Annotated in this window: 21 protein-coding genes and 3 pseudogenes; 19 read left to right on the top strand and 5 right to left on the bottom strand. The window is 34.0% G+C overall.

Features of this window, described 5'->3' with window-relative positions; genetic code table 11:
• The first annotated feature begins 642 nt into the window (after positions 1–642).
• The 6 genes from menA to I6L50_RS21635 all read left to right on the top strand — a co-directional run bounded on the left by menA (position 643) and on the right by I6L50_RS21635 (position 6,872).
• On the top strand, positions 643–1,554 hold the full coding sequence (menA, locus tag I6L50_RS21660; RefSeq protein WP_219303023.1) for a 1,4-dihydroxy-2-naphthoate polyprenyltransferase: 912 nt from the start codon (positions 643–645) through the stop codon (positions 1,552–1,554).
• A gap of 268 nt (positions 1,555–1,822) precedes the next feature.
• The gene (locus I6L50_RS21655) at positions 1,823–2,149 is read left to right on the top strand and encodes a hypothetical protein (protein ID WP_002013624.1); all 327 of its coding nucleotides are present in this window, start codon (positions 1,823–1,825) and stop codon (positions 2,147–2,149) included.
• 312 nt (positions 2,150–2,461) lie between these two features.
• On the top strand, positions 2,462–3,148 hold the full coding sequence (locus I6L50_RS21650) for a response regulator transcription factor (protein WP_219303021.1): 687 nt from the start codon (positions 2,462–2,464) through the stop codon (positions 3,146–3,148).
• Entirely contained in the window at positions 3,145–4,929 is a 1,785-nt protein-coding gene (locus I6L50_RS21645; RefSeq protein WP_219303019.1) for a sensor histidine kinase, read from the top strand. The genes I6L50_RS21650 and I6L50_RS21645 overlap by 4 nt, the downstream gene beginning before the upstream one ends.
• Before the next feature lie 126 nt (positions 4,930–5,055).
• Positions 5,056–5,739 carry an N-acetylmuramoyl-L-alanine amidase family protein gene (locus I6L50_RS21640; protein ID WP_219303017.1) on the top strand — a complete coding sequence of 228 codons (684 nt, stop codon included), beginning with the start codon at positions 5,056–5,058 and terminating at the stop codon, positions 5,737–5,739.
• 290 nt (positions 5,740–6,029) lie between these two features.
• On the top strand, positions 6,030–6,872 hold the full coding sequence (locus tag I6L50_RS21635) for a polysaccharide deacetylase family protein (RefSeq protein WP_219303015.1): 843 nt from the start codon (positions 6,030–6,032) through the stop codon (positions 6,870–6,872).
• 323 nt (positions 6,873–7,195) lie between these two features.
• On the opposite strand, the gene I6L50_RS21630 is transcribed toward I6L50_RS21635, so the two are convergent.
• Positions 7,196–8,071 (bottom strand): LysR family transcriptional regulator, encoded by an 876-nt coding sequence (locus I6L50_RS21630; RefSeq protein WP_219303013.1) that lies wholly within the window; start codon positions 8,069–8,071, stop codon positions 7,196–7,198.
• A 104-nt stretch (positions 8,072–8,175) separates the two neighbouring features.
• Here I6L50_RS21630 and I6L50_RS21625 point away from each other — a divergent pair, with 104 nt between their 5' ends.
• From I6L50_RS21625 to I6L50_RS21610, 4 genes are all read left to right on the top strand, one after another.
• Positions 8,176–9,369, top strand: coding sequence for an MFS transporter (locus I6L50_RS21625; RefSeq protein WP_219303011.1), 1,194 nt, complete (start codon positions 8,176–8,178; stop codon positions 9,367–9,369).
• A 229-nt stretch (positions 9,370–9,598) separates the two neighbouring features.
• Positions 9,599–11,029 (top strand): cryptochrome/photolyase family protein, encoded by a 1,431-nt coding sequence (locus tag I6L50_RS21620; RefSeq protein WP_219303009.1) that lies wholly within the window; start codon positions 9,599–9,601, stop codon positions 11,027–11,029.
• Positions 11,030–11,180: 151 nt separating this feature from the next.
• Positions 11,181–11,636, top strand: coding sequence for a TspO/MBR family protein (locus tag I6L50_RS21615; RefSeq protein ID WP_219303007.1), 456 nt, complete (start codon positions 11,181–11,183; stop codon positions 11,634–11,636).
• A gap of 103 nt (positions 11,637–11,739) precedes the next feature.
• Positions 11,740–12,450 carry an alpha/beta hydrolase gene (locus I6L50_RS21610; RefSeq protein WP_219303005.1) on the top strand — a complete coding sequence of 237 codons (711 nt, stop codon included), beginning with the start codon at positions 11,740–11,742 and terminating at the stop codon, positions 12,448–12,450.
• A 119-nt stretch (positions 12,451–12,569) separates the two neighbouring features.
• On the opposite strand, the gene I6L50_RS21605 is transcribed toward I6L50_RS21610, so the two are convergent.
• Positions 12,570–12,920, bottom strand: coding sequence for a YxeA family protein (locus I6L50_RS21605; RefSeq protein ID WP_219303003.1), 351 nt, complete (start codon positions 12,918–12,920; stop codon positions 12,570–12,572).
• Between the two features lie 177 nt (positions 12,921–13,097).
• Between I6L50_RS21605 and I6L50_RS21600 the strand changes: the two are divergent.
• Positions 13,098–13,576: pseudogene (locus tag I6L50_RS21600) on the top strand (Y-family DNA polymerase); the annotation flags it as partial.
• 160 nt (positions 13,577–13,736) lie between these two features.
• Here the strand turns inward: I6L50_RS21600 and I6L50_RS21595 are convergent.
• Both I6L50_RS21595 and I6L50_RS21590 read right to left on the bottom strand, forming a co-directional pair.
• Positions 13,737–14,534, bottom strand: a complete 798-nt coding sequence (locus I6L50_RS21595; protein WP_219303001.1) for a sulfotransferase family 2 domain-containing protein — start codon at positions 14,532–14,534, stop codon at positions 13,737–13,739.
• A 40-nt stretch (positions 14,535–14,574) separates the two neighbouring features.
• On the bottom strand, positions 14,575–15,348 hold the full coding sequence (locus tag I6L50_RS21590) for a sulfite exporter TauE/SafE family protein (protein ID WP_219302999.1): 774 nt from the start codon (positions 15,346–15,348) through the stop codon (positions 14,575–14,577).
• A 709-nt stretch (positions 15,349–16,057) separates the two neighbouring features.
• Here I6L50_RS21590 and I6L50_RS21585 point away from each other — a divergent pair.
• From I6L50_RS21585 to ppsA, 5 genes and pseudogenes are all read left to right on the top strand, one after another.
• The gene (locus I6L50_RS21585; protein WP_219303734.1) at positions 16,058–17,215 is read left to right on the top strand and encodes an exosporium glycoprotein BclB-related protein; all 1,158 of its coding nucleotides are present in this window, start codon (positions 16,058–16,060) and stop codon (positions 17,213–17,215) included.
• Between the two features lie 537 nt (positions 17,216–17,752).
• Positions 17,753–18,037 (top strand): annotated as a pseudogene (locus I6L50_RS21580) (DUF6262 family protein); the annotation flags it as partial.
• A gap of 191 nt (positions 18,038–18,228) precedes the next feature.
• Entirely contained in the window at positions 18,229–18,789 is a 561-nt protein-coding gene (locus I6L50_RS21575) for a GNAT family N-acetyltransferase (RefSeq protein WP_113935828.1), read from the top strand.
• A gap of 108 nt (positions 18,790–18,897) precedes the next feature.
• A pseudogene (locus tag I6L50_RS21570) lies at positions 18,898–19,186 on the top strand (YolD-like family protein).
• Between the two features lie 120 nt (positions 19,187–19,306).
• Complete coding sequence (gene ppsA / locus I6L50_RS21565; RefSeq protein WP_219302995.1) at positions 19,307–21,913, top strand: phosphoenolpyruvate synthase; 2,607 nt, start codon at positions 19,307–19,309, stop codon at positions 21,911–21,913.
• 55 nt (positions 21,914–21,968) lie between these two features.
• Here ppsA and I6L50_RS21560 read toward each other — a convergent pair whose 3' ends face one another.
• On the bottom strand, positions 21,969–22,586 hold the full coding sequence (locus I6L50_RS21560) for a TetR/AcrR family transcriptional regulator (protein ID WP_002084688.1): 618 nt from the start codon (positions 22,584–22,586) through the stop codon (positions 21,969–21,971).
• A 170-nt stretch (positions 22,587–22,756) separates the two neighbouring features.
• Between I6L50_RS21560 and I6L50_RS21555 the strand changes: the two genes are divergently transcribed.
• The 3 genes from I6L50_RS21555 (at position 22,757) to I6L50_RS21545 (ending at position 26,147) form a co-directional block, all read left to right on the top strand.
• Complete coding sequence (locus tag I6L50_RS21555) at positions 22,757–23,938, top strand: YhgE/Pip domain-containing protein (RefSeq protein ID WP_219302993.1); 1,182 nt, start codon at positions 22,757–22,759, stop codon at positions 23,936–23,938.
• 423 nt (positions 23,939–24,361) lie between these two features.
• Positions 24,362–25,060, top strand: a complete 699-nt coding sequence (locus I6L50_RS21550; protein WP_219302991.1) for a response regulator transcription factor — start codon at positions 24,362–24,364, stop codon at positions 25,058–25,060.
• Positions 25,053–26,147, top strand: a complete 1,095-nt coding sequence (locus I6L50_RS21545) for a HAMP domain-containing sensor histidine kinase (protein ID WP_219302989.1) — start codon at positions 25,053–25,055, stop codon at positions 26,145–26,147. The genes I6L50_RS21550 and I6L50_RS21545 overlap by 8 nt, the downstream gene beginning before the upstream one ends.
• Positions 26,148–26,302: the final 155 nt, after the last annotated feature.

Here is a 26,302-nt window from a genome sequence, read left to right as displayed (position 1 = left end):
ACATATTAGAAAAAACGATATTTTGATGCAAAGTTATGGTGTAAGCAAGAGCATGAAAGTTCTATCGCCAATTCTTTTTTTGATATAATAGATGTGAAGCAGGAAATAGATAGAAAGATACTGCTAGTAATTTATACTTAAATGTAGGGTAACTAACTGTTACGATTTATTTAACCAATTATAACGAAAGTTAATTAAATATATCAGTAAGCCCTGCTAGTCCAGTGATTGGCTAGTAGTGAGGGTTAACTGCGGGCAATCCCTAAAGCTGATTGAACTACAACGTGGCTAGAAATAGCGAGCGTGAATGTTGCGAAAGCAGAAAAAATCAATCAGATGGTGTAAGGTTAAATCCTAAACACTAGAACAATGGGTCTTCCGCCTCGAATCATCTAAGTCAAAATGGATAAGATGAACGTTCAACGACTATCTCGTATAACTGACGAGAGTACATCACAAGCCTATGGTGGTGGAAAAATCCTCTATCTCTAAAGAGATAAACATATAGTCTGCGCTCATGTGAAAATATGAGAAGTTCATAAGAGAACTGGCTAAGGAATTGCGCCCTTAGTTGAACGAGATAAATTTGATTGAATTGTATAGATTTAGTTAAGTTTATCGTATCGGAGATTGAACAGAGTTATGGGGACAGAAAAAGAAATTAGTTCCGCTAAATTAATATGGAAGATGACGCGCCCGCATACGTTAACGGCGACGTTTTCTCCTGTAATTTTAGGAACAGTGGCATCACTGTATGTTACAGACATTCATTGGCTTTTATTTATTGCGATGATGGTTGCATGTTTAGCATTGCAAATAGCAACGAACTTATTTAATGAGTACTATGATTTCAAACGTGGATTAGATACCGCTGATTCTGTTGGAATTGGTGGTGGAATTGTCCGTCATGGATTGAAGCCAAAAAATGTATTAACAGTTGCGCTTTTATTGTATGTGGTAGCAGCATTTATTGGAATTTATATTTGTATGAATAGCAGCTGGTGGTTAGTCGTCATTGGTTTAATTGGGATGGCGGTTGGCTACTTATATACAGGTGGTCCATTACCAATTGCGTACACTCCATTTGGAGAATTAGTTTCTGGACTGTTAATGGGGACATGTTTTGTACTTATTGCTTTCTTTATTCAAACGAATACGATAACGATTGAAAGTGTATTGATTTCCATTCCAATTGGAATTTTAGTAGGTGCAATTAACATGTCGAATAACATCCGAGATATCGAAGAAGATATTAAAGGTGGAAGAAAGACGTTGGTAATCCTCCTTGGGAGAGAAAAAGCAGTGGTAACACTAGCTGTAGCCTTTTTCATTGCTTATTTATGGATTGCCGTAATTGTATTGATGGGTTATATAAGCCCTTGGGCATTAGTTATGTTCCTAGGTTTGAGAAAGCCAATCTCTGCAATTCAAAGTTTCCAAAAAGGAGCAAAGGATCCCGGGTATATGCGCATCGCAATGAAATCAACAGCGATGACAAATACGATTTTTGGCTTCTTATTATCAGCAGGATTATTAATTAGTTATCTGTTTTAAATAAAAACCCCAGTTTCTCAATTTTAATATAGAGAGATTGGGGTTTTTATTTCTTTATTTCTTTAATAATGATCAAAACCTTTTATAAATCTACATTATGTAATAGATTAGTTGAGATAAAGATCAGGATGATTAGAGGAATGATTTTAATATTTGTCTAAGTTGTAGAGTGATTCAATAAAAAAATAGTAAAATGCGATATTTATTTATTGAAAAACGATAAATGTTATGTTAATCTTTAAAAAAAGATAGACAAGGATGAAGAAGAATGAAAAAAATATTTTTAGTTGGACTTTCTACCATAACTTTAATTATTATTGGTTTTGTCTCTTACATTACATTAACAACGAAAGATCCATTAAGTGACAAAGAATTTCCAAAAACTCAAGAAAAAGCAAAGGCAACTGCTATTGAATATTTCCAAAAAGAAAAACAGTTAGATGTTGTTATAACTAAAGTTGGAGTAGTGGGAGAAATAGGATATAAAGTTTGGATCGAAGGGCATGAGCTGAATAATGAACAACAAAAAATTGATGCAATTATAGATGTTGCAAAAGAAGATAAATATAAAGTAATAAGTTCTAATATCAATTAAATATCAAGTATTACGTATAATTGATATTACCTTATAATTCTACCTTTAATATGAAAAAGCGCTATCCTGTTTGTAGAAATATACAGCAAGGATGGCGTTTTTGTATGGATCTTTTGATTCAAGATGGGTTTCATTATTCGCTGGAGAATTACAGCTATCTCTGCATTTTATCTTTATATCAGCATGCTATTATCTTGATATAACTATGTTGCATTTAGTAGTGACAGAAATAGTGAAAGATTTCTAATTGGTTAAAATATATAATGAACTATTTCTTCATAAAAATAAAATTAATCGTGGGGAAGATGAAATATGCAAAGAACAATTTTAATTGTAGAAGATGAAGATATTTTACGTGAAATTATGAAGGATTACCTACTAAACGAAGGGTATAACGTCTTAGAGGCGATTGATGGGAAAGAAGCGTTATCTATATTTGAAGAACATGAGGTACATTTAATTATTCTAGACATTATGTTACCGGAATTAGATGGTTGGTCGGTTTGCCGGCGAATTCGGAAGAAATCTAATGTACCTATTATTATGCTAACGGCTCGGGTGGATGAAGATGATACCTTACTCGGATTTGAACTGGGAGCAGATGATTATGTTACAAAACCATATAGTCCTCCTATTTTATTGGCAAGGGCAAAACGATTAATTGAAAGCCGATATTCTTCCACTGTTAATGTATCTACTACAGACACATTAACTAGTAGTGGTATCCATGTACATTTCCCTTCTCGTACAGTCACTGTAGATGGGGAAGACATAAGTATGACACATACAGAATTTGAAATATTAACGTATTTCATGCAAAATCAAGGGATTGTAATTTCGAGAGAACAACTAATCACTAAAATTTGGGGTTATGAATTCGCTGGGGATGATCGTACTGTTAATAGTCATATCCGTAATTTGCGTCATAAATTAGGGCAAAAAGCGACTTGTATTGTAACCGTTGTGCGAACTGGTTATAAATTTGAGGGACAGGTATGAAAAAGGGAATTGTATTAAAACTATTTATATTAACAACGGCATTATGCACACTTATTTTAGTGACTATTTTTATTGGACAAACCATATTTTTTAAGCAATATTATTCGAATCGAAAAGTTAATGATATTAAAACGAATATTCAATCCTTTGAAAAGGCATATATAAAAGCTGGAGATGACGTGAAAAGGATTCAAGAGTTGGAACAAAATTTCTACCAAGATAATGCGACATGGATTACAACGTTAGATAGTGTAGGGAATATAAAATATGCAAATGATTTTTCTTTAGAAATTCAGTTAGATCCTAACGGAAATAACACCTTTTCTGAACGTTCAATTCAGATACCGTTGTATAGTTTTATCAATTTAGAAGATATACAAAGGATAAAATATAGTTTAGAACAGGGGAATCATATTATTATTGATGGAGTACAGAAGGGGGATATAGTGGTTCCTGCGATGTTAACAATAAAAGAGAAGAATGTTGGGCTAGAGAACAAGCAACTATCAGAAATGTTATATGGACAAAAAAACGCATCTTCAAAAGAAAGTTCGCAATTATATTTAGCAGGAAGCATTAAGAACGTGCAATTACCGGAGGGGACTGTAGGAACTAATTCTATTTATGGAAATCGTGTGTTAATAGATAGAATAAAACAATTTCAGGTTGATTTAATATTAAATCAAAAACCAAATAATATTACTTCTACAGAAATAGTGGACTATGAAGAAAATGATATTAAATATAAACTATTAATCAAACCAACAATAGATGCAGATGGTAAGGTAAATTACATATTTGCTATGACATCATTACAGCCAGTTGATGAAGCTGTGCAAATGATAAAGGATTATTATGTATATTTAATTCTATTTGTATTGATTTTAATCGTTTTGATATCGTTCTATTATTCAAATAAAATCGCCAAACCACTATTACAAATAAATGATACTACAAAAAAAATCGCTGGTTTAGATTTCTCAGAGACGATACCTATTACTACAAAGGATGAAATAGGCGATTTATCAAAAAATATTAATACACTTTCTAAAGCTTTGCATTCGTATATTAATCAATTGCAGCAAGATATAGAAAAAGAAAAGCAATTAGAAAATACACGTAAAGAATTTATTGCGGGTGTTTCACATGAGTTAAAAACGCCTTTAAGTATTATGAAGAGCTGTATTTCAATTTTGGAGGATGGTGTTGCTAGTAATAAGAAGGAGTATTACTTTAAAGCAATGTCAAAAGAAGTAGATAAAATGGATATGCTCATTATTGATATGCTGGAGTTAGCAAAATTCGAGTCTGGTACGTATAATATGGAAATGGATGTTTTCCATATTGATGAGATGATTGATTATATATGTGAGCAGTTAACCTCGGATATAACAGCTAAGCAATTACATGTCCATAAACAACTTTCTAAAATTGAGGTAGTTGCAAATCCACATCGAATAGAACAGGTGGTTACTAACTTTATTACGAATGCGATTCGTTACACACCAGAACATGAGAATATTATTATTTCTACAATAGAAGAAAATGAACGTGTAAAGGTATGTGTAGAAAATAAAGGGGTTCATATCGCGCCAGAACATGTAGAGAAAATATGGGATCGTTTCTATCGAGGAGATACGTCTCGTCAACGTTCAAAAGGCGGAACAGGATTGGGCCTTGCTATTTCAAAAAATATATTAGAGCTGCATGGCGCGGAATATGGTGTTTCGAATACAGAAGATGGAGTGTTATTTTTCTTCTATTTAAATAAAAACGTGTAGAATTGTCGTTCTACACGTTTTTATCATTTTTAAACAAAATCGACATTATCTGCATTTTATCTTTATCAGCATTCATTACTATTTTCATTAGAAACTGAATGAAAAGCTGATAAGGAGATTGTTAAAATGAAAAAAAGAGTGACATTGCTTTTATTTATTATATTAATAATAGGCACAGGAGTTAGTTTTATACATGCTAAGGGGCATAAAAATATATCACAAGAGGATTTACGATTAAGAGGAAAAACAATTGTAATTGATCCGGGGCATGGTGGAGGAGATAAAGGGACGAAAGGAAAGAAATTTGGAACGATTGAAAAAGATCTTAATTTAAAAGTAGCACAAAATATAAAGAAAGAATTAGAAGAAAGAACGGATGCAAAAGTTATATTGACACGTGAAAAAGATACTAGCTTACTTCCAGAAACAAAGCAAAAAGAAGAATTACAAGCACGTGTCAAAGTAGCTAAAGACCATTCAGCGGATCTTTATATTAGCATTCATCATGATGCTTTTGAGGATATAAATGTAAAGGGAATAACAACTCATTATGGAGCTAATAAAAGGAAAGATAAAAAGTTAGCTAAGACCGTACAAGAAGCTATTTTTGATCAAAATATAGACAGCCGAGATCGAGGTGTTCATGGCAGTGATTTTCTTGTCTTACGAGAAAATCCTTCTCCGGCTATCCTAATTGAGTTAGGGTTTACATCTAATGCGAATGATGAAAAAAGAATGAATTCAGAAGAATTCCAAACAAAATCGCAAAAAGGTATTGTGGATGGCATTATTAATTATTTTATTATGTAATAAAATAGGCAAATAGAAAAATACTATTCTTTCTAAATCTTAATTAGGAAGAGTAGTATTTTTTATTTTGGGTGTATATCCAGTTTTCAAATTAGAAACAAATATTCTTCTAAAGATTGGATGCAATAGGCTATTCTTTAACTGATTTCGACATTATCTGCATCTTATCTTTATCCGTCTCTATTAATCTATTTATTGTAGATACGGTTGAAACTAATGATTCAGTCGAGTAAAGGCTCAGCCTTATAAATAATGAATATGAAAATTAATAGGGAAAGGATCGAAAAATAATGAAAGAATCACAAAGTAAGAAAAAAACAAGTCGATTAACTAAGGTAATAATATCTCTAGGAGTTGTTTTAGCAACGACCTTTTTCACATTCTTTTTAATAGGGGAATGGAACTCTATCCCAGCGAAAGGAGTAGCTAATGAAAGTAGTAAACAAGTTAATACGCAACAACAAGAAAAGAAAAAGGAAACATCACCAGTAAAACAAAAAAGACCTGATGGAAAACCGGTAGGAAAAGTTGTCTATTTAACATTTGATGACGGTCCTAGCGAATTGACTGGGAAATTTTTAGATGTACTAAAAGAGCAAAATGTTGCTTCGACATTTTTTATGCAAGGTAGTAATTTACAAAATACAGGTTTTCAGGAAAACGTAAAACGAGCAGTAAAAGAAGGACATTATATTGGTGCACATAGTATGACACATAATAGTGATAAGCTATACAAAAAGGGACAATTTGTACCAGAGATGAAAGAAACGTTAGATCTTATCCATAATATTACGGGTACAACTCCTAAACTAGTCCGTCCACCATATGGATCTGCACCAGGATTAAAGGGCGAGGAAATTCGTAATCAAATTGTAGAAGCAGCAATAAAAGTTTGGGATTGGACAATAGACTCAAATGATTGGAAATTAAAAGATAATCCAACTCAGATTATCGAAAATGTAAAGAAACAGACAACAGAAGAAGTAGAAGTTGTTTTAATGCATGAAAAGGCGCAAACATTACAAGCTCTTCCGGAAATTATTAAATTTTATAAAGAGCAAGGGTATGAATTTGGGGTATATAATGATGAGGATCATTTTCGTCTAAACTTCCAGAAAGATCAACGTCTATAGTATAAATATAATTATCTTAAAAAGGTTTTTTTATTACTAAATCAATAATTAAGTCAAAAGTCGATTTCCTATACGATAAGGAAATCGGCTTTTTCTTTATGAAATTTTACTTTGTGTATGAAGTCCGTATTTTAAGTTGAATATATTGATCAACGGTATTCGTATCGCAAACAGCTTATAAAGGGGATAGCACCGCCACATTGCTATCAAGCTAAGCTTAAATAAGAATTAATTCAACTGAAATTTTTCTTTTTCCTAGATAGATGTATCCTAAAAATAAGGTTATACCGCTTATCAAACATGCAGTTTTTGCAAAAAAACATTTACATACCTTCCCGCAAATATGTTAGAAAAATCTTTGCAGCACTTGAAAATGTTTGATGTTTTTTCCAAAGAATATTTAATCCAGCCTCTAGCATAGGAGATAGGGGGCGGAAGCAAAGCGTACTTTCCTCAGAAGTATTCATAAGCTTATCAATACACAATGCATAGCCTATATTTTCTTTTACGAGTAAGGATGCATTATAGAGTAAATTATATGTACCTATAACATTTAAGTTTTCAATTTCCTCTCCAAGCCATCCTGATAATTCATTACTTACAGCGGTTTGTCTTGATATGATAAGAGGTTTATTTAGTAAGTCTGTTGGATGGATATAAGCTTTTTCAGCTAAGGGGCTGTCTTTTCGCATAAGTACGCCCCATACATCAGTAGCTGGCAACTTTAAGTAATCATATTTTTGTTTATTTGCTGGCTCAATAACGATACCAAAATCTAATAAACCACTATCTAATTTTGTTGTAATGTCATCAGCATTGCCGCTATATAAATGAAATTTAATGCTGGGATGATGGGCAACAACTTTTTTTATAGTTTGTGCAATGAACTGCATTGCCTCTGTTTCTCCAGCTCCAATATGAATTTCTCCACTAATAATTTCAGATTGCTGATTAAAATTAGCTTCTGTTTTTTCTACTAAATCCACAATTTCTTTTGCTCGCTCCAATAAAAACATACCTTCGTCTGTTAAAGTGATTTTTCGATTTCCTCTTACAAACAAAGTAGTTCCAAGCTCTTCTTCAAGGTTGTTTAATTGTCTTGATAATGTAGGTTGTGATAAATGCAATGAATTTGCAGCAGCAGATATATTTTCTTGCGTTGCTACCGCAATGAAGTAGCGTAATACACGTATGTCCAAAAAACTCTTCTCCTTCGTATGCTTATTTGTTATAGGAACGTATTCAATATAGGTATTTGTTATCTTGATAATACCATTTTATAATCACATTACCAAAATCATTGATGAGAAGTGAAAGAGGAGTTGAAGTGTTTTTTATGAAGAATTCAAAAAGTGTATTAATTTTTATATTAGCAGTAGGGGTTTTCGGTATTCTTAATACTGAAATGGGGTACATTGGCCTGCTTCCAGCATTATCAGATCATTTTGATGTAAGTGTTTCGAAGGCAAGCTTAATGGTTAGCCTGTTTGCACTCGCCATTGCCATTGCGGCTCCAACGCTTCCTTTAGTTTTTTCGGGTGTAAATCGAAAAACGGTTATGTTATTAGTACTAGGAATCTTTATTATCGGTAACATTATTTCAATTTTTACAACGAATTTTACAGTTGCTTTAGTTGCACGGGTAATTCCGGCTTTCTTCCATCCAGTGTACGTATCGATGGCTTTATCAGTAGCAGCAACTTCAGTTAGTACCAAAGAAGCTCCAAAAGCAGTTGCCAAAGTGTTTATTGGGGTTTCAGCTGGTATGGTTTTAGGTGTACCGATTGTCAACTTCTTAGCAAATGTATTTACACTTGAAATATCGTTAGCTCTTTTTGCACTTGTTAATATTTTTGCGTTTATTATGACGATACTATTTATTCCCTCTATGCCTGTTCAGGAAAAGCTTTCTTATGGTTCGCAGCTCAAAATTTTAACAAAGGGCATCGCATGGCTATCAATACTTGCTGTAACATTTTTAAATGGAGCGGTATTTGGAATTTATAGTTATCTAGCTGAATATTTAGATGTTGTAACAAGAATGTCGCCATATATGATAAGTATCATGTTATTTGCTTATGGGTTGGCGAATATTATCGGGAATATTCTTGCAGGGAGATTACTGATAATAGCTCCTGTCCGTATGGTAATCATTTATCCAATTGCTCTAATTGCATTATATATTGTCTTTTTCTTTGTAGCAGACCTTGTGATTCCAACGGCAATTCTTATTGTAATTTGGGGTATTTTTGGCGGGATGGGGGGCAATGTCAACCAATATTGGATGATGTCTTCAGCATCTAATTCACCTGATTTTGTTAATGGATTATTTTTAACTTCTTGTAATTTAGGGACAACAATTGGTACCGGGATCGCAGGCATAATTATTGCACAAATTGGAACGGAATATATTTTATTTGTAGGTATATTTGCATTAGTATTAGGGTTCATTTGTATTCTGCTTCGCAATATGTTGTATAAATCTACAAATGCCTAAATGCTATTTTACGTTACATTACTGTGGAAAAGCGTATTCGGGGTGTGTTATGAAGAAAATGAGTAAGTTTTTATTGCTTTTCATTGTAATGCTAGTATTAACTGCTTGTGGTAGTTAAATATTTAATACGTAGCAATCCTATAACTCTGGGAAAGTTTGTTTGTGATTACAAAGAATTATTCTTATAATAATATAAATAATCTATTTTTTAGAATCAGAAGGGATAGCTATGCAAGGTAAAATTATTGTTATGTTTCAAAAAGATTTTCGTTTATATGATAACCCAGCTCTATTTGAGGCTGTTCAGTCCGGTGAGGTTTTTCCGGTATATGTACAAGATGAAATTTTTTCAATGGGGGAGGCGTCAAAGTGGTGGTTACACCATGCTATAGTAGATGTCCAAAAGCAACTTGAGGCATTGGGCTCTACTTTAATAATTCGTAAAGGAAATACACAGGAAGAAATACTTTCTCTCATAGAACAATTAGGTATAACGGCTGTATATTGGAATATTTGTTATGATCCGGACAGATTACAATCTAATCAAAAAATGAAAATGATGTTAGAAGATAAAGGTATTATCTGCAAGGAATTTAATTCACATTTATTATTAGAACCGTGGATTATTAAAAAGAAAGATGACACTGAATATAAGGTTTTTACGCCTTTTTACAATGCATTTCAAAAGCAGTCAATACCTAAACCTATTAGTAAAGTGCAGAGTATAAAAGGGGGAAGCTCTCTACCAGCAAGCTTATCCATTTCAGAATTACATTTGCTGCCGACTATACCGTGGACATCTCATATTGAATCAATATGGGAGCCTACAGAAGAAGGGGCATACAAAACATTTAAGAAATTTTTCTCTAGTAAATTAGCATCTTATAGTGAAGGAAGGGATTTTCCAAATCAATACGCTCATTCAATGTTGGCACCTTATCTTTCATTTGGTCAAATATCAGTGAGGTTGATGCATCATTACTTAATAAATAAAAGTACCGAAAGACAATGTAGTCTTTTTGAAAAACAAGTGAATAGTTTTATACGTCAATTAATTTGGCGAGAGTTTTCTTATTATTTGCTATATCATTATCCATTTACAATATATAAACCTCTTAATAAAAGCTTTGAAAATTTTCCATGGAATAATGAAGAGGAGTTATTAAGAGTATGGCAGAAGGGTGAAACTGGTTATCCGTTTATTGATGCGGGAATGCGGGAATTATGGCAAACAGGTTTTATGCATAATCGGGCAAGGATGGCTGTAGCCTCTTTTCTTGTAAAGCATTTGTTAATTCCGTGGCAAGAAGGAGCAAAATGGTTTATGGATACACTACTAGATGCTGATATTGCAAATAATACAATGGGATGGCAATGGGTTGCTGGAAGTGGAGCAGATGCATCACCGTACTTTCGTATTTTTAACCCTATCACACAAGGAGAAAAGTTTGATAAAAATGGAGAGTATATAAGAAGATGGGTACCAGAATTAAGAGATATACCGAATAAATATATACATAAACCTTGGGAAGCACCTGAGCATATTTTACAAAAGGCCAATATTAAGCTTGGTAATACATATCCTTTTCCAGTTGTTGATCATAAGGCAGCACGGGAGAGAGCACTTTGTGCATATAAAAGTATGAAAGAATTTGTATAAAATAAATGAATTAATTAATATGAATTTGATATGTAAAGGTTATAATGAAAAGTATAAGAATGTCCATTTACATATTAAAGTTTTATTCATTGAAAGAGCATACGAATCATATAGAGTTTCTAAAACCTTCTATTGAAAAAGGAGAATGTTTATGAAAAAATCTAGTATCATAGTGTTTTTACTAACATATGGTTTGTTTTATGTTTCTAGTATTTTATTTCCAATTGATCGTATTTGGTACGATGCGCTAGAAAAGCCGTCTTGGACACCTTCTGGTATGACAATCGGAATTATTTGGGCTATATTATATGGACTTATTGCATTATCAGTTGCAATTATTTACAACAAATATGGATTTAAGCCAAAAACATTTTGGTTTTTATTTCTTTTAAATTATATGTGCAACCAGGCGTTCAGCTACTTTCAATTCAGTCAAAAAAATTTGTTTTTAGCAACAGTAGATTGTTTACTAGTCGCTATTACTACGTTACTTCTCATAGCGCTTTCTTCCAATTTATCTAAAGTATCGACATGGTTGCTAATTCCATATTTTTTATGGGCTGTATTTGCTACATATTTATCTTGGACAATTTATAGTATAAATTAAAGACGCAAATAAAAACTTGAGTATAATAAAAATGCTCGAGTTTTTATGTTTATTAATGATAATCTAAAATATAGAATATATACATCTTAGGGAGGTCATATATGTGAAGAAGTGGATGAGAATTTTTCTGTACTCTTTACTAGGTATTTTACTTATGGGAAGTATTACGTTTTTTGTTTGGTCTCAGTTTACTTATAAACCAACGAAAGAGGCTTTGTCGTTAGTAGATGATAAAAAAGATGAAGAGAATATAGTTTTTGGAGAGAAAGATGCTAAAATAGGGGTTATTTTTTATCAAGGAGCTAAAGTAGAAGTTGAAGCTTATAGTTACTTAGGGGAAGATCTTGCAAAAGATGGACATTTTGTAGTGATGCCTAAGTTACCATTAAACTTAGCGATATTTGGAATAAATGTGGTAGACAGTGTAATTGAAAAGTATCCTGAAGTTCAAAAATGGTATGTTGCTGGACATTCAATGGGGGGAGCTATGATTTCTAAGTATGCCTTTCAACATGAAGATAAGGTAGACGGGATCATTTTCTTAGGCTCTTATCCTGCAGATAATTTCTCTACTAAATCGATGCCAATGTTATCAATTTATGGGGAAGTAGATGCTTTAGCAACTGTAGAAAAAATAGAGAACAGTAAAAAGTTAATGTCAAAGAATACAACTATGCACATGATAAAAGGGGGCAATCATGCTAACTTTGGCATGTATGGTGAACAAAAGGGTGATAATGCCAGCTTAATTACGCCAAAAGCACAACGAGATGAAACAGTGAAAGCAATTGAACAATGGTTATTAAAACAATGATAATTAATTTAATAAATTTATTGAAAGAATTCTCTTTCCTCAAGTGTGTTAAGGGCGATGGCCCAATGGTAGGTGGAAGAGGTAATAAAGGGCCAGCTCATACGAGTAGGCTCTTTTATTTACAATTGGTCCTTTATTTTCTCGGGAATCTCCTTTTCAGAAATAACGTCGTAAGAATAGACATACTTTCCTTTCACATGAATTTTCAAGTAAGTTTTTCTTATAAAATCATTAGGGGTGCTAGTTCCTACTGTATATTCTTTCTCATTCCTTGATTCATCAACGCCTTTTAGTGAGTACAGAGCTCTTCCTTTATGATGATAATCCGGAACGCCATATCCTTTCGCAATGGCGTATACATTTTTTTCTTCAGCAATCGGATTAAATCTGTCCAAATCCCCTCGTAATATGAAAGGTAGTAAGTATATAGGGAGGCTTATTCCTATTATGCAAAGTACAAATTTCTTCATAATTGTTTCTCCTTTTATGTATTTACATTTGCAGTATAGAAAAAACTTCTTATGAATATAGGGGGGGATTTCTTAAGTTTTTCTTAAAAAATTTTTAAAAGTAAGGTTATTTTAACCAAAATTTTCATGGAAATACCTATCAAAAGAACGAATGTTCTTTTGATAGGAGTGATAGCCTTGCATGAGTATTCTCTTTTACCAAATCGCATTATTCTTTGTGTAGATCTTCGTAGCTTTTATGCGAGCGTATCATGTATTAAAAAAGGACTTGATCCACGTTATACAAAATTGGCTGTCGTAGGAGATGTGAATCGGAGTGGATCGATCGTATTGGCAGCAACACCGCCATTAAAAGCGTTAGGAATTAAGAAGATGGCTCGTTTGTATGAAATACCGAAGCGGCAAGATATTATTATTGTGAATCCAATTATGCATACGTATGTGAAATGTTCAAATCCCATAATGGGCTTAGCTTTACAGTATGTTGCGCCGGAAGATTTTCATCAATATAGTATCGATGAATTTTTCATGGATATGACTGCGAGTATTCATTTGTTTGCGAGTTCACATTTAAGTTTAAGAGAGAAATATATGAACGTACACGGCTCGAATTTACGATTGGTATTGGGCCAAACTTATTATTGAGTAAAGTAGCTTTTAAAACATAAGAACAAGCTATTAGAAAGTGAAAATGAGCACTTAAAAACACAACTAAAAAAAGAATTAGGAGAAGTGTATGAAAATTTATAAATATATGATGTTGTCGTATCAGTTTTAAGATAAAACACTTAATAGAGCCAGTGGCTTTGAACACTTTTATTTTGAGAGAAAAGAATTTAAATCATAATGATACATATTAAAATCTTTTGCAAATATTTCTTGAACCAACTGAGTTGTTTCTGCATCATAAAAACTATCATAAGTAGGTAATCGTGGGAAAAGAGGGGTTGTGATATCACCGTCTGCATAAACTCCTTTGTAAATCATCTTACTCTCTTGATAATGCCAAGCCTTTGATAACAGATCTAATGGTGATTTTTTTAATTTATATACTTCTTCTAGTTTCGAAATTCCTGTGTTGAAATTTTCTAGATAAATATAGTTCGTAACGAATTCCTCTTCTCCTTGTATATATTGTTGTGTAAAGTGAGGATCTACTTGATCTAATTTGGTCATGTGTGCTTTTAAATAATACAAAAATAGTTTAAAGGAAATGGGTTTATTGCAGGTTTCATCACCATACAGAAATTGTCGAATGGGTTTCCATGCGGGATTCTCAAAATTTGGTGGCGGAATCAGAGCAACAAAAGAACTTACTGCTCTTCTATAAGGATTTCTTACTAGTTTGTAAGTATTCTTCTCTTTAGTTTGTAATCCACTAGCTAATTGTGCTAAATAATGTGTAGAGTTTTTATATACTTCATACTCATAGTTGTGAATGAACGGGTTGTATTTTATCGCTTCTTTAAATAAATTAATTTGATAAAAAAACCAGTGGGCTAGCGAAGTACAACCGCTTTTTTGGCTCCAAAATAAGATTAGGGGAAAATCTTTATGGAAATGAGGGGCACGCCCTTGCTTGTATATAAAATTATATAGTTCTGTATGATCCATTTTGAACCTCCATTCTTATATAGCAAAAGCATAAATTTTTTTAATAAGCGATAACTAACTTTAGTCCACTAGCACCAATTATGATAGCTAGAAATATTTGAAGGGGTTTAACGGGAATCTTAGTGGAGAATTTACTACCAAGTATGACACCTGGGATAGAACCAATGAGTAAATGAATTAACAAGAGATAATCTACGTTGCCTAAATTCATATTTAGTATGCTTGCAACCGTCACTAATAAAAAAGCATGTGTAATATCTGTGCCTACTAACTCGGATGGTCTCAGTTGATATAAATATATCATTGCAATAGCGAATAAAGAGCCTGACCCCACAGAAGTAAGTCCCACGATAAAACCGAGTATTGCACCAATAAGAATTGTTAGGCTCTTTTTTTGTACCATAGTCTGTCTTTGAAAATAATTTTGTGTAGATTCATTATAGAAAAATGCCTTTATTAAAATAGAAATTGCCGCAAGGATTAGAACATATCCTAATATATACTTTATAATTCCTTCTCGACTATAGTGAAAGAGGGGTAAGAAATGAATCGTTACTACTGCGATAATTGCACTAGGTATACTCCCAATAGCTAGATATTTTACTAGTCTAAAATTGATGGTCTTCTGTTTCCAGTGTTGGGATATTCCAAACATTTTAGTAATAGAGTTATATACTAGATCAGTTCCAACAGCTACAGAAGGACTTATACCTAATGTTAGAAGAAATGGAGTCAGTAATGCGGCCCCACCTATCCCTGTTACTCCAACCAATCCCCCTATAATGAAACCCATCATTATAATAGAAATACTCATTGTAATTCCCCTTCCATACCGATGGCTCTTACTATTCGTTACCATTTTTAAATAGCCGTTATATATGGAGATTTACAAGGGATATTTGGTAAAAAAATTCTATTTTTCTTATATCCATACATATCAAAAAAAGAGTAACTAAATGAAAAATGGTAACTACTCATGCCATTGTATTTAAATACCAAGGTAAGGGTGCCTTAATTTTGTAGATGAACTGTTAGTGTATTAAAAATAACTCATAGGTGTGTCTTAAATTTCTAGTCACATTGAAATTTAATAGCGGTACAGCCGACATAAGTGTGAAAATATTTATAAGGATACGTTCTTTTGTAAATTTGTTTATCTTGATGTTAGGTCATATAGATTACATAAAGTTAAAAAGTTGTTGTCATGCAAGAATTAAACGAAGATATTCAGTTTGTTGTGCATATTGCATGAACCTGTCCCATGCGCGTAAAGAAAGTATAAAAAATGTTTAAATAATATTCCTTTTTAATGATGAAAATAACATCAGCATTTGAATATTGAGGGGATGTTAATATCTTAATAAAATAATTTAATAGTACCTAAAAAGTTAGCTATGATATAAGGAGCATAATAGTAGCGGGAACACATATTATATATAGATAAATGAAGTGTAATATAATCTCGCATATCAATATAATACAGTCGTATTATAGGAGTTGATGATGTGGCTGATAAAAATGAAATGCAAAAAATATATGAATTGCTTCAAGCTCATGCAATAGATCCTGATTTAATAGGGCCTACTTTTCCACCAATTCCATCAATAACATTTCCTACAGGACCGACAGGAGACACGGGAGCAACCGGAAGTACAGGGCCGACAGGAGACACGGGAGCAACGGGAAGTACGGGAGCAACAGGAGACACGGGAGCAGCCGGAAGTACAGGGCCGACAGGAGACACGGGAGCAACCGGAAGTACAGGGCCGACAGGAGACACGGGAGCAACGGGAAGTACGGGAGCAACAGGAGACACGGGAGCAACGGGAAGTACGGGAGCAACAGGAGCGGGAGCAACGGGAAGTACGGGAGCAACAGGAGATACGGGAGCAACGGGAAGTACGGGAGCAACAGGAGATACGGGAGCAACGGGAAGTACGGGTCCAACAGGAGCGGGAGCAACGGGAAGTACGGGTCCAACAGGAGCGGGAGCAACGGGAAGTACGGGTCCAACAGGAGCGGGAGCAACCGGAAATACAGGACCGACAGGAGATACGGGAGCAACCGGAAGTACAGGACCAACGGGAGCAACGGGAAGTACGGGTTCAACAGGAGGAACGGGAGCAACCGGAGCAACCGGAAGTACCGGTTCAACAGGAAGCGGAGCGATTATACCATTTGCTTCTGGTGGTCCGGTAATTCTGACTACAATTGTGGGTGGACTGATAGGGACAACAAGTTTAGTTGGATTTGGGAATTCAGCAACAGGTATATCGCTTGTTGGTGGGAATATTGATTTGACTGGTACGGCATTAGGACCCATTATAAATTTTGCATTTTCAATGCCGCGTAGTGGTACCATTACTTCGTTAGCAGCATATTTTAGTATTACTGTCGCATTAAGCTTGGTTGGTACGACAGTGACATTAACTGCGCAATTGTATCAGTCAACTACCCCAGATAATACTTTTAGCCCGATTCCAGGGGCAATAGTTACTTTAGCCCCCCCTTTAACGGGTGCATTATCTCTAGGAACTATATCATCTGGGATAATAACAGGATTGAATATTCCGGTAACCCCAGCAACAAGGCTTTTATTAGTTTTTTCTGCCACAGCTTCTGGTATTTCACTTGTTAATACTATTACGGGTTATGCAAGTGCAGGATTAGGCATTAATTAAATGCATTTTAGGTTACTATTTTGATCTTTATACAAGTCTCAAATGAGGTTTTAATATTTATAAATCAAATTAACCAATGTAATAACTCATTTAAAAGCGATAGAAATGAAAAAATACACCTTCATTTATTGAAGGTGTATTTTTATTTTAATACTGCATGGGTTTATATACCCATATCGTATATCAAATCTTTTTTATAAGTACATAACATAAATTGAATTTTGAATCATTCTTTTTTAGTAAGTAAAAAGAATATCGTTAATAGTTAGTCTACTTCCTAAAAATATCGACGTCAATCAGTTGTTATTACTCCGCTCTTTAAAGAGTTTAAGTGATCTGCACATAGAACGTGACATTTTTTGCAAAGTGTACGTAAATTTCGAATGCTATTACTGCTCTTTAAACACCTGACCTTTTAAAATGAAGTTATACTTAAAAATTCAAATAGTGTATTTAAGTGAGAAATAATATTGACAACGGAATAGATGAGTTTTTCATGGATATGACCGCAAGTATCCATTTGTTTGCGAGTAACCCGTGCGAGCTAATCAGAACATCAATTTTAATAGCGTAGCAAGTGAGGCAGGTGTTGCTAAAGCAACGTTCTACAAGAATACCGGAATGCGTGAACGGATTGAATCCTTACGTCAGCAACAAGCCCAAGTTTCTACCCAAAAGCAAATTAAACGGGAAACGGATGAAAACAATAAGGACGCCATTATTACTTCATTAAAACGTAAAATTAAGAAATTAGATGAGGAAAATAAAGAACTACGTGAGCAGTTAAAATTTGCTTATGCAGAAGTCTATAAAAAAATCTGAGGGCAATCCGTTTCCTACTTGTTCAACAAACGGGTCATATAACGGAATAAAATCTTGTTAAAATTAAAAATATTTGAAATAATTGTTATTAAGTTAAAGGAGAGCAATTGCAGAAAAAGGTGACACGACTTTCCCTTACTTAAGAATTGTGGAATAGTTAAAAAATCCGATTAATTATATTCCGAAAGGGTGTGTGTAATATATTATCAACTAATGTTTTTACTTATAAATCTAAGGATGGAAAAACAGTAATAATTAGAGAAGCTAAAGAACAGGATGCAGAAAGAATGCTAAATTCTGCTTCAAAGGCTTTAACAAACGCTCCATACATGTTAAGTACGGTTGAGGATGTAAAAAAGATGAGTGTTGATGCTATTCAAAAAACGTTAAAAGCTTATCATAAAAATCCAAATTATGTACAGTTTATTGCTGAAGTTGATGGTAAGTTAGTCGGTACAATAGATTTTAAGAACGGAAACAAAGAAAAAATTAGTCATCAAGGGGCTTTTGCGATGACCATACTACCTGAATATCGAAATTATGGTATTGGAAGAGCTCTTCTAGAAACGTTAATCAATTGGGCTAAAAATAACAGTAAGATTGAAAAGGTTTGCCTTGAGGTAATGGAAGATAATTTAGGTGCAATCCAGTTATATAAGAATCTAGGATTTTTTGAAGAGGGTAGAAAAGCAAAGGGTGTAAAATTGGATGATGGCTATCAAGATTTAATATTAATGGCTTTATTCGTTTGAAATTGAACATGAAGTAAAAGGGCGATACATATTAGTCATGACTAATATGTATCGCCCTTTATTTTTTATGACTTTTTACAATGTAGGTCTTGATAACGAACGGCCAGTATGCCAGAACAGTTCGCAGTTATTAAAGAAATTATAAGTGAACAAATGAAAGTCCCACGTCCAATCGTAACGCAAGATGCAAAAGAAAGGATTGAAAATAAGCTGTTAATTTCATATTTAGGTGAAGAAGAGATTTTACTTACATATTATAAGGATTGCTATCTATATAAAAATTACATAACAGTAGTTGATATTAATCCAATAAATGAGACGATTACTTGTACGGATTACGGATGTTTTTCATAATAAAAGAATGTTTAAGCTTGGTGATGTAATTGAGGTGAATTAGAGGGGGAAATATCTCTTCCTAACTTAATTATATCATGTAAATCACGTTCGAAATAGACTGTTTATTCTCATTTACTACTGCTACAATCAATAGCACATGAACAGTAAGGAGAGGTGCCGAATGAGTTCTTTCGTTCTCGATTTTCAGGAAATAGAAAAAACGCAGCTTTCGCTTGTCGGTGGAAAAGGATTGAATTTAGGAGAGTTATCCAACATTCAAGGGATACAAGTGCCAGAAGGTTTTTGTGTTACAACGGTAGGCTATGAAAAGGCTATCGAGCAAAATGAAGAGCTTCAAACTTTGTTGCAGCAGCTAACAAAGTTAAAAATGGAAGAGCGGGCTCAAATTGGTGAAATCAGTAAGAAGATTAGAGAAACGATTATGAAAGTAGAAATTCCTTCTGATGTAGTGGAAGCTGCGGCTTATTATCTCTCACGTTTTGGAAATGAACATGCGTATGCCGTGCGTTCTAGTGCTACTGCTGAAGATTTACCATATGCCTCGTTTGCTGGTCAACAAGATACGTATTTAAATATAATCGGAAAAGAAGCGATTTTGCAGCATGTAAGAAAGTGCTGGGCGTCTTTATTTACAGAGCGAGCAGTCATTTACCGGATGCAAAATGATTTTGAACATAATCAAGTTTCTATATGTGTTGTCGTTCAAAGAATGGTTTTCCCGCAGGCTTCGGGCATTTTATTTACTGCTGATCCAATTACTTCTAACCGAAAGGTGCTATCAATTGATGCCAGTTTTGGGCTTGGTGAGGCTTTAGTCTCTGGCTTAGTATGTGCTGATAATTATAAAGTAAAAGAAGGCGAAATCACCGGAAAGATGATTGCAACTAAAAAATTAGCTATCTATGCTTTAAAAGAGGGCGGAACAGAGACAGGGCAGATTGAGCCGGCTCAGCAAAAGATTCAAACACTTACGGAACAACAAATAATACAACTAGCACGCATCGGAAGGCAGATTGAAGCTTATTTTGGTTGTCCGCAAGATATTGAATGGTGTTTAGTTGATGATACATTTTATATTGTCCAAAGCAGGCCGATAACGACTTTATATCCAATTCCAGAAGCAAATGATCAGGAAAATTATGTGTATATATCGGTTGGTCATCAGCAAATGATGACCGATGCGATGAAACCACTAGGATTATCTTTTTTCCTGTTAACGACTAGTGCTCCTATGCGTAAAGCGGGGGGCAGGCTATTTGTTGATGCTACACAAAGATTAGCTTCACCTGCTAGCAGAGATTTCTTAATAAACACTTTAGGAAAATCTGATCCGCTCATACGAGATGCATTAACAACTGTAGTCGAGCGAGATGATTTTATTAAATTGTTACCAGATGATAAAAAAGAAAAGAGTGTTGGTAAAAGTGGACCACCTGCAAGCTCGCAACCACAAATCGAAAACGATCCGGCAATCGTTACGAATTTAATAAAGACTAGTCAAGCATCACTTGAAGAGTTAAAACGAAATATTCAAACGAAATCAGGGATGGATGTATTTGATTTTATTCTGGAAGACATCCAGCAATTAAGAACAGTATTATTCAACCCGCAAAGTATAGCCGTCATTATGGCAGGTATGGACGCTTCATCATGGATTAATGAAAAGATGGAGCAATGGCTAGGTGAAAAAAATGTAGCAGACACACTTTCGCTATCTGTACAAAACAATATTACGTCAGAAATGGGTTTAACATTACTCGATGTTGCTGATGTGATTCGGCCATATCCAGAAGTTATTGCGTATTTACAACATGTAGAAAATGATAACTTTTTAGATGAATTAGTTCAATTTAAAGGCGGAGAAAAAGCTCGAGATGCCCTTCTAACTTTTCTAAATAAATACGGAATGAGATGCAGCGGAGAAATCGACATTACGAAAACACGCTGGAGTGAAAAGCCAACTACAATTATCCCGATGATTTTAAATAATATAAGAGACTTTGAAGCGGGGGCGAGTAAGCGGAAGTTTGAAGAAGGACTGCAAGAAGCTTTGAAAAAAGAAGAAGAGTTATTAAATCGATTACAGCACTTGCCCGATGGTAAACAAAAAGTAGAAGAAACGAAGCGAATGATTCGTAACATCCGGAATTTTATCGGTTATCGTGAATATCCAAAATACGGTATGATTAATCGTTATTTCATATATAAGCAGGCAATATTGAAAGAAGCCGAGCAACTCGTGCAAAATAAAGTTATTGATGAAGTAGAAGATATATACTATCTAACTTTTGAAGAACTTCACGAAGTTGTCCTTACGAATAAACTAGATTACGTGGTTATTCATAAACGGAAAAATGAGTACAAATTATATGAAAAACTAACGCCTCCGCGTGTTATCACGTCTGATGGAGAAATCATTACTGGGAAGTACAAACGAGAAAATCTCCCGGCTGACGCGATTGTAGGTTTGCCCGTTTCTTCAGGAGTGATTGAGGGGAGAGCTCGCGTTATTTTAAACATGGAAGATGCGAATTTAGAAGATGGAGATATATTAGTTACTGCCTTTACTGACCCTGGATGGACACCATTGTTTGTGTCTATAAAAGGGTTAGTCACCGAAGTTGGCGGACTGATGACACATGGAGCAGTTATTGCACGTGAATATGGATTACCAGCAGTTGTCGGAGTAGAGAATGCTACGAAACGAATAAAAGACGGACAGCGAATTCGGGTACATGGAACAGAAGGGTATATTGAAGTGTTGTAATGAAATAAAAGATCATCCGCTATTATAGTGGATGATCTTTTATTATATAGCGGACTTATTTCTTTAAACCAGCCGCATAAAAAGGTCCATGAACTGCGATTGTTGATAAAATACGAGCAATCTCCTCAGGTGTTTCTTTTTGTCCATTATTTAACCATTGTTGAATGACACCTATATGAGCAGATGCCATATAGGAAGCTAAGTATTGGCTTGGGACAAGTAAATTCTCCTTATTAATGAGAGGACCATTCGTATCTTCAAATAGTGTTTTCCACATAAAGTCTTTCAGTTTCGTTTGGAAAGATAAATCTCCTTTTGGGCTTAGTACAGCTTTCATAAAATCACTATTTTCATTTAGAAATTCAAGAATAGAAGCTATAAGTATAAATGGCATTGTTGGGGAAGGGCTTGATCCAAGATCAGCAATAACTTCCGGTAATCTCTGTTTAGCAATGCTAGAAAATTCATACATAATTTCTTCTTGGCATTTTGTCATTAAATCAAATTTATCTTGGTAATGTGTATAAAATGTACCACGATTTATGTTTGCTTTCGTAGTAATATCTTTCACTGTAATGGCGTCAAAACCTTTTTCCTCAATTAATTCCACTAATGCATTTCGTATGGCAGTTTTCGTACGAATAACACGTAAATCTAAATTACTATCGCGCAAAGTATGTCCCTCCTTAATTTTAGCCAACACATTTCAAGGATGTGTCTTATAACCGACACATTCACGATTTTTGATTATTGTATAAGGTTCAACTCGAACATATAATTCAAATATAAATAAACAACACGTTGTTGGTTATTATAAATCGAATTAAAGGAGGAGAAAAGAAAATGTTTAAAAACAAACTTTTATTGTTATCTCCAGTTATTGCACTACTTGTTGTTTTTATTTTTTCATTAACATTATTTCCAACCGTTCAACCTAAGCCGAAAAACTTACCAATTGCAATTGTAAATGAGGATCAAGGAGTAGAAATTCCGAATCAACCGAAGATGAATATGGGGCAAACGATTGTTGATAATATGAAAAAGACATCAAAATCAGAGGAAGAACCTGCGGTAAAGTGGGTAGAAGTGCAAAATAAAGAAGCAGTTCAAAAAGGCTTAAATAATCAAGAATATTATGCAGCATTGGTTATTCCGAAAGACTTTAGCACAAAACAAGCATCATTACGAACACCACAGCCATCTTCGCCAGAGGTAGAAATATTCATCAATCAAGGAATGAATACAGCAGCATCAACTATGGCGGGGCAAATGTTAAATGCGATCGTTGATAATATGAACAATACTGTTCGTACACAACTATTAGAAGGATTGAAAGCAAAAGGAGCTACATTAACAGCAGACCAAGTTTCAAATGTAGTAACACCTATTACGAAGAAAGTGACAAATGTGAATGAAATCGGCAAAAATAGTGCGAACGGTAACTCGCCAATGTCTTTATTCCAGCCGTTATGGATTGCAAGTTTAGCGAGTGCAGCAATTATCTTTATTGCGATAAGTAAAACGCAAGTGGATACAAGAAAAGAGAACTTCGTATTGAAACTAAAGCAAATAGTAACAGGAGCAATTGCTACACTTGTAATTGGATTTGGTCTTACATGGATTGCGAATGGAATGGTAGGATTAAATATCCCGAATTTCACGGATACGGCTTTGTTCTTATCCATTACTTCTTTTTGTTTCTTCTTAATGATTTCTGCGGTGCTTTCATTAGTTGGTTTAAAGGGAATCGGGTTATTTGCACTGTTACTTTTCTTTGGTGCACCGCTATTAGCATTAGCGCCTGAAATGATGTCCTCGTTTTATCAAGATTGGATTTACGCTTGGTTACCAATGAGATTTATGATAGAAGGTCTCAGGGAAATATTCTTCTTTGGGAAAGGGTTAACTTGGAATACTCCTACTACAGTGCTCGTTTGGATTGGTGCGGTAAGTATGATGATTATTTTAGCGACTGCTTTCAAACGTAGTGTAGTAAAGGAACAAAAAACTGAAGTGAATGCATAAAAATAAATAAAGGAAAAACCGTTTCACTAGTAGTGGAGCGGTTTTTATGTTGAAATATAAGTAAGGGTATAAAATATATTGATATAATGAAAGGGAGTTAGTTATTTGTTAAACTAACTGTCACTTAGCTAGGCTTGAGATGAAGGGATCCTACTGTAAAATCTGTTGTGCTATATAATTATTATCTCTGATATACTGTATTTTTGTTAGTTTTTCTGCATTTTCTACCATAAAATGTGAAATCGTAGAGGGTGTTGCAAAGTTAACAAAACATAAACATGCAAAAAAATGCAGAAGAAATATAGTACTCGAGATTATCTCTAAAAAGTAAGAATCTCATAATAATGTTCTTTTAAGATGATATAAACAAAATAAACTAGTTTAAAATTGGACGTATGAAAAAGGAATGAGGGGAAGAGCAAAATGAAGCAGATTTCAATTTTAATAGCGGATGATGAGGTGGAAATTGCTGAATTAATTGGGATACATTTAGAAAAAGAAGGTTATCATGTTGTGAAAGCTACTGATGGAGAAGAAGCTGTTCTTATTATTCAATCGCAACCAATTGATTTAGTTATTTTAGATATTATGATGCCAAAAATGGATGGTTATGAAGTAACGCGACAAATTCGTGTGAAGCATAATATGCCAATCATTTTTCTAAGCGCGAAAACATCTGATTTTGATAAGGTGACAGGTCTTGTACTAGGTGCGGATGATTATATGACAAAGCCTTTTGCCCCAATTGAATTAGTTGCGCGTGTAAATGCACAACTACGTCGGTTTCTTACGTTAAATCAACCGAAAGTAGAGGAGAACAAATCCGTTTTAGAAGTAGGCGGAGTGGCTATTAATCTTGAGCAACGAAAGCTAAATGTATACGGAGAACAAATTGAATTAACCCCAAAAGAGTTTGATATTTTATATTTATTAGTGAGCCATCCGAAAAAGGTATACAGTGTGGAAAATATCCTTCAGCAAGTGTGGGCGGATGATTATTACGATGGTGGAAGTACAGTTGCGGTACATATTCGTACTTTACGAAAAAAAATTGGGGAGGATACAAGAAAGAATAAGTTAATAAAAACGGTATGGGGGGTAGGTTATACTTTCAATGGCTAACATGATGAGAAGTTTTCGTTTTAAAATGATTGCTTTGTTTGCGCTAAGCATGGTGTTAGCAGCTGGAGGAACATATATAATTTATAAAGTATTACAGCTTTATTATAGAACGATGGTACGTTACGAAGATTATTTAGCCCAATTTAGACCAATCGTAGATATTAAATTCTTTTTAATGTGTTTTATCCCACTATCTGTTGTATTCTTTTTCTTTTTAACAAAACCATACTTAAAATATTTTAATGAAATTTCTAACGGTATTCACCATCTTGCTGACGGCGATTTTACAAAGAAAGTTCATATTACTTCAAATGATGAATTTGGCGAGATTGCGCGTGAAATTAATATAGCGAGTGAAAAATTAAAAGAGGCGGTTGAGAGAGGTGACTTTGCAGAAAGTAGTAAAAATCAGCTCGTTGTTAATTTAGCTCATGATTTAAGAACGCCTTTAACATCTGTTTTAGGTTATTTAGATTTAATTCTTAAAGATGATAATTTGTCGAAGGAGCAGATTAAACGTTTTTCTATGATTGCATTTGCGAAATCGCAGCGACTTGAAAGTTTAATTGATGAGTTATTTGAAATTACGCGAATGAATTATGGCGTGCTAAAGTTAGATAAAAAAACAATTAATATAAGTGAGTTGCTTATACAGTTAGATGAGGAATTGTATCCATTATTGGAGAAACATCATTTAGAAGCTAGGTTGAATGTTAATCCTCATTTATATATTTACGGTGACGGGAATTTGTTAGCTCGAGTATTTGAAAATCTTGTAACAAATGCAGTTAGATACGGAGATAATGGACAATTTGTTGATATGAATGGATATATTGATAATGGAGAGGTTATCGTACAAATTATTAATTACGGAGATAGCATTCCAGAAGAAGATTTGCCCTATCTTTTTGACATGCTTTATACAGGTGATAAAGCAAGAACAGGACAGCAGGGCGGTACGGGCCTTGGATTATTTATTGCCAAAAATATTGTTGAACAGCATAATGGAATGATTTCAGCAGAAAGTAATGTAATTAGAACAATATTTGAAGTAAGGTTGCCAAAAGAAGAGAGTTCAAGAATTTAATAAAAATTTAATGTTTACCCCACTTTATATTTAATTAGTTTTTTCTATCCTATACGTATGTTAGGTCAAGGAGGAACTGGTAATGAAAAAGTGGGGCTTTTTATATTGTACATAGTATGTACGGGGCTTTTTATATTAAAAACGTTCAAAAATTA

The sequence above is a fragment of the Bacillus sp. FDAARGOS_1420 genome, from assembly GCF_019344915.1.
Taxonomy (GTDB): domain Bacteria; phylum Bacillota; class Bacilli; order Bacillales; family Bacillaceae_G; genus Bacillus_A; species Bacillus_A mycoides.
This window is presented reverse-complemented; position numbering and strand designations above follow the sequence as displayed.

Coding starts and splice junctions, on each gene's coding strand:
- ppsA (WP_219302995.1), top strand. CDS start 19,307: ATGAGTTCTTTCGTTCTCGATTTTCAGGAAATAGAAAAAACGCAGCTT.
- I6L50_RS21650 (WP_219303021.1), top strand. CDS start 2,462: ATGCAAAGAACAATTTTAATTGTAGAAGATGAAGATATTTTACGTGAA.
- I6L50_RS21595 (WP_219303001.1), bottom strand. CDS start 14,534: ATGGATCATACAGAACTATATAATTTTATATACAAGCAAGGGCGTGCC.
- I6L50_RS21615 (WP_219303007.1), top strand. CDS start 11,181: ATGAAAAAATCTAGTATCATAGTGTTTTTACTAACATATGGTTTGTTT.
- I6L50_RS21640 (WP_219303017.1), top strand. CDS start 5,056: ATGAAAAAAAGAGTGACATTGCTTTTATTTATTATATTAATAATAGGC.
- menA (WP_219303023.1), top strand. CDS start 643: ATGGGGACAGAAAAAGAAATTAGTTCCGCTAAATTAATATGGAAGATG.
- I6L50_RS21605 (WP_219303003.1), bottom strand. CDS start 12,920: ATGAAGAAATTTGTACTTTGCATAATAGGAATAAGCCTCCCTATATAC.
- I6L50_RS21625 (WP_219303011.1), top strand. CDS start 8,176: ATGAGAAGTGAAAGAGGAGTTGAAGTGTTTTTTATGAAGAATTCAAAA.
- I6L50_RS21645 (WP_219303019.1), top strand. CDS start 3,145: ATGAAAAAGGGAATTGTATTAAAACTATTTATATTAACAACGGCATTA.
- I6L50_RS21655 (WP_002013624.1), top strand. CDS start 1,823: ATGAAAAAAATATTTTTAGTTGGACTTTCTACCATAACTTTAATTATT.
- I6L50_RS21545 (WP_219302989.1), top strand. CDS start 25,053: ATGGCTAACATGATGAGAAGTTTTCGTTTTAAAATGATTGCTTTGTTT.
- I6L50_RS21585 (WP_219303734.1), top strand. CDS start 16,058: ATGCAAAAAATATATGAATTGCTTCAAGCTCATGCAATAGATCCTGAT.
- I6L50_RS21635 (WP_219303015.1), top strand. CDS start 6,030: ATGAAAGAATCACAAAGTAAGAAAAAAACAAGTCGATTAACTAAGGTA.
- I6L50_RS21620 (WP_219303009.1), top strand. CDS start 9,599: ATGCAAGGTAAAATTATTGTTATGTTTCAAAAAGATTTTCGTTTATAT.
- I6L50_RS21555 (WP_219302993.1), top strand. CDS start 22,757: ATGTTTAAAAACAAACTTTTATTGTTATCTCCAGTTATTGCACTACTT.
- I6L50_RS21550 (WP_219302991.1), top strand. CDS start 24,362: ATGAAGCAGATTTCAATTTTAATAGCGGATGATGAGGTGGAAATTGCT.
- I6L50_RS21590 (WP_219302999.1), bottom strand. CDS start 15,348: ATGAGTATTTCTATTATAATGATGGGTTTCATTATAGGGGGATTGGTT.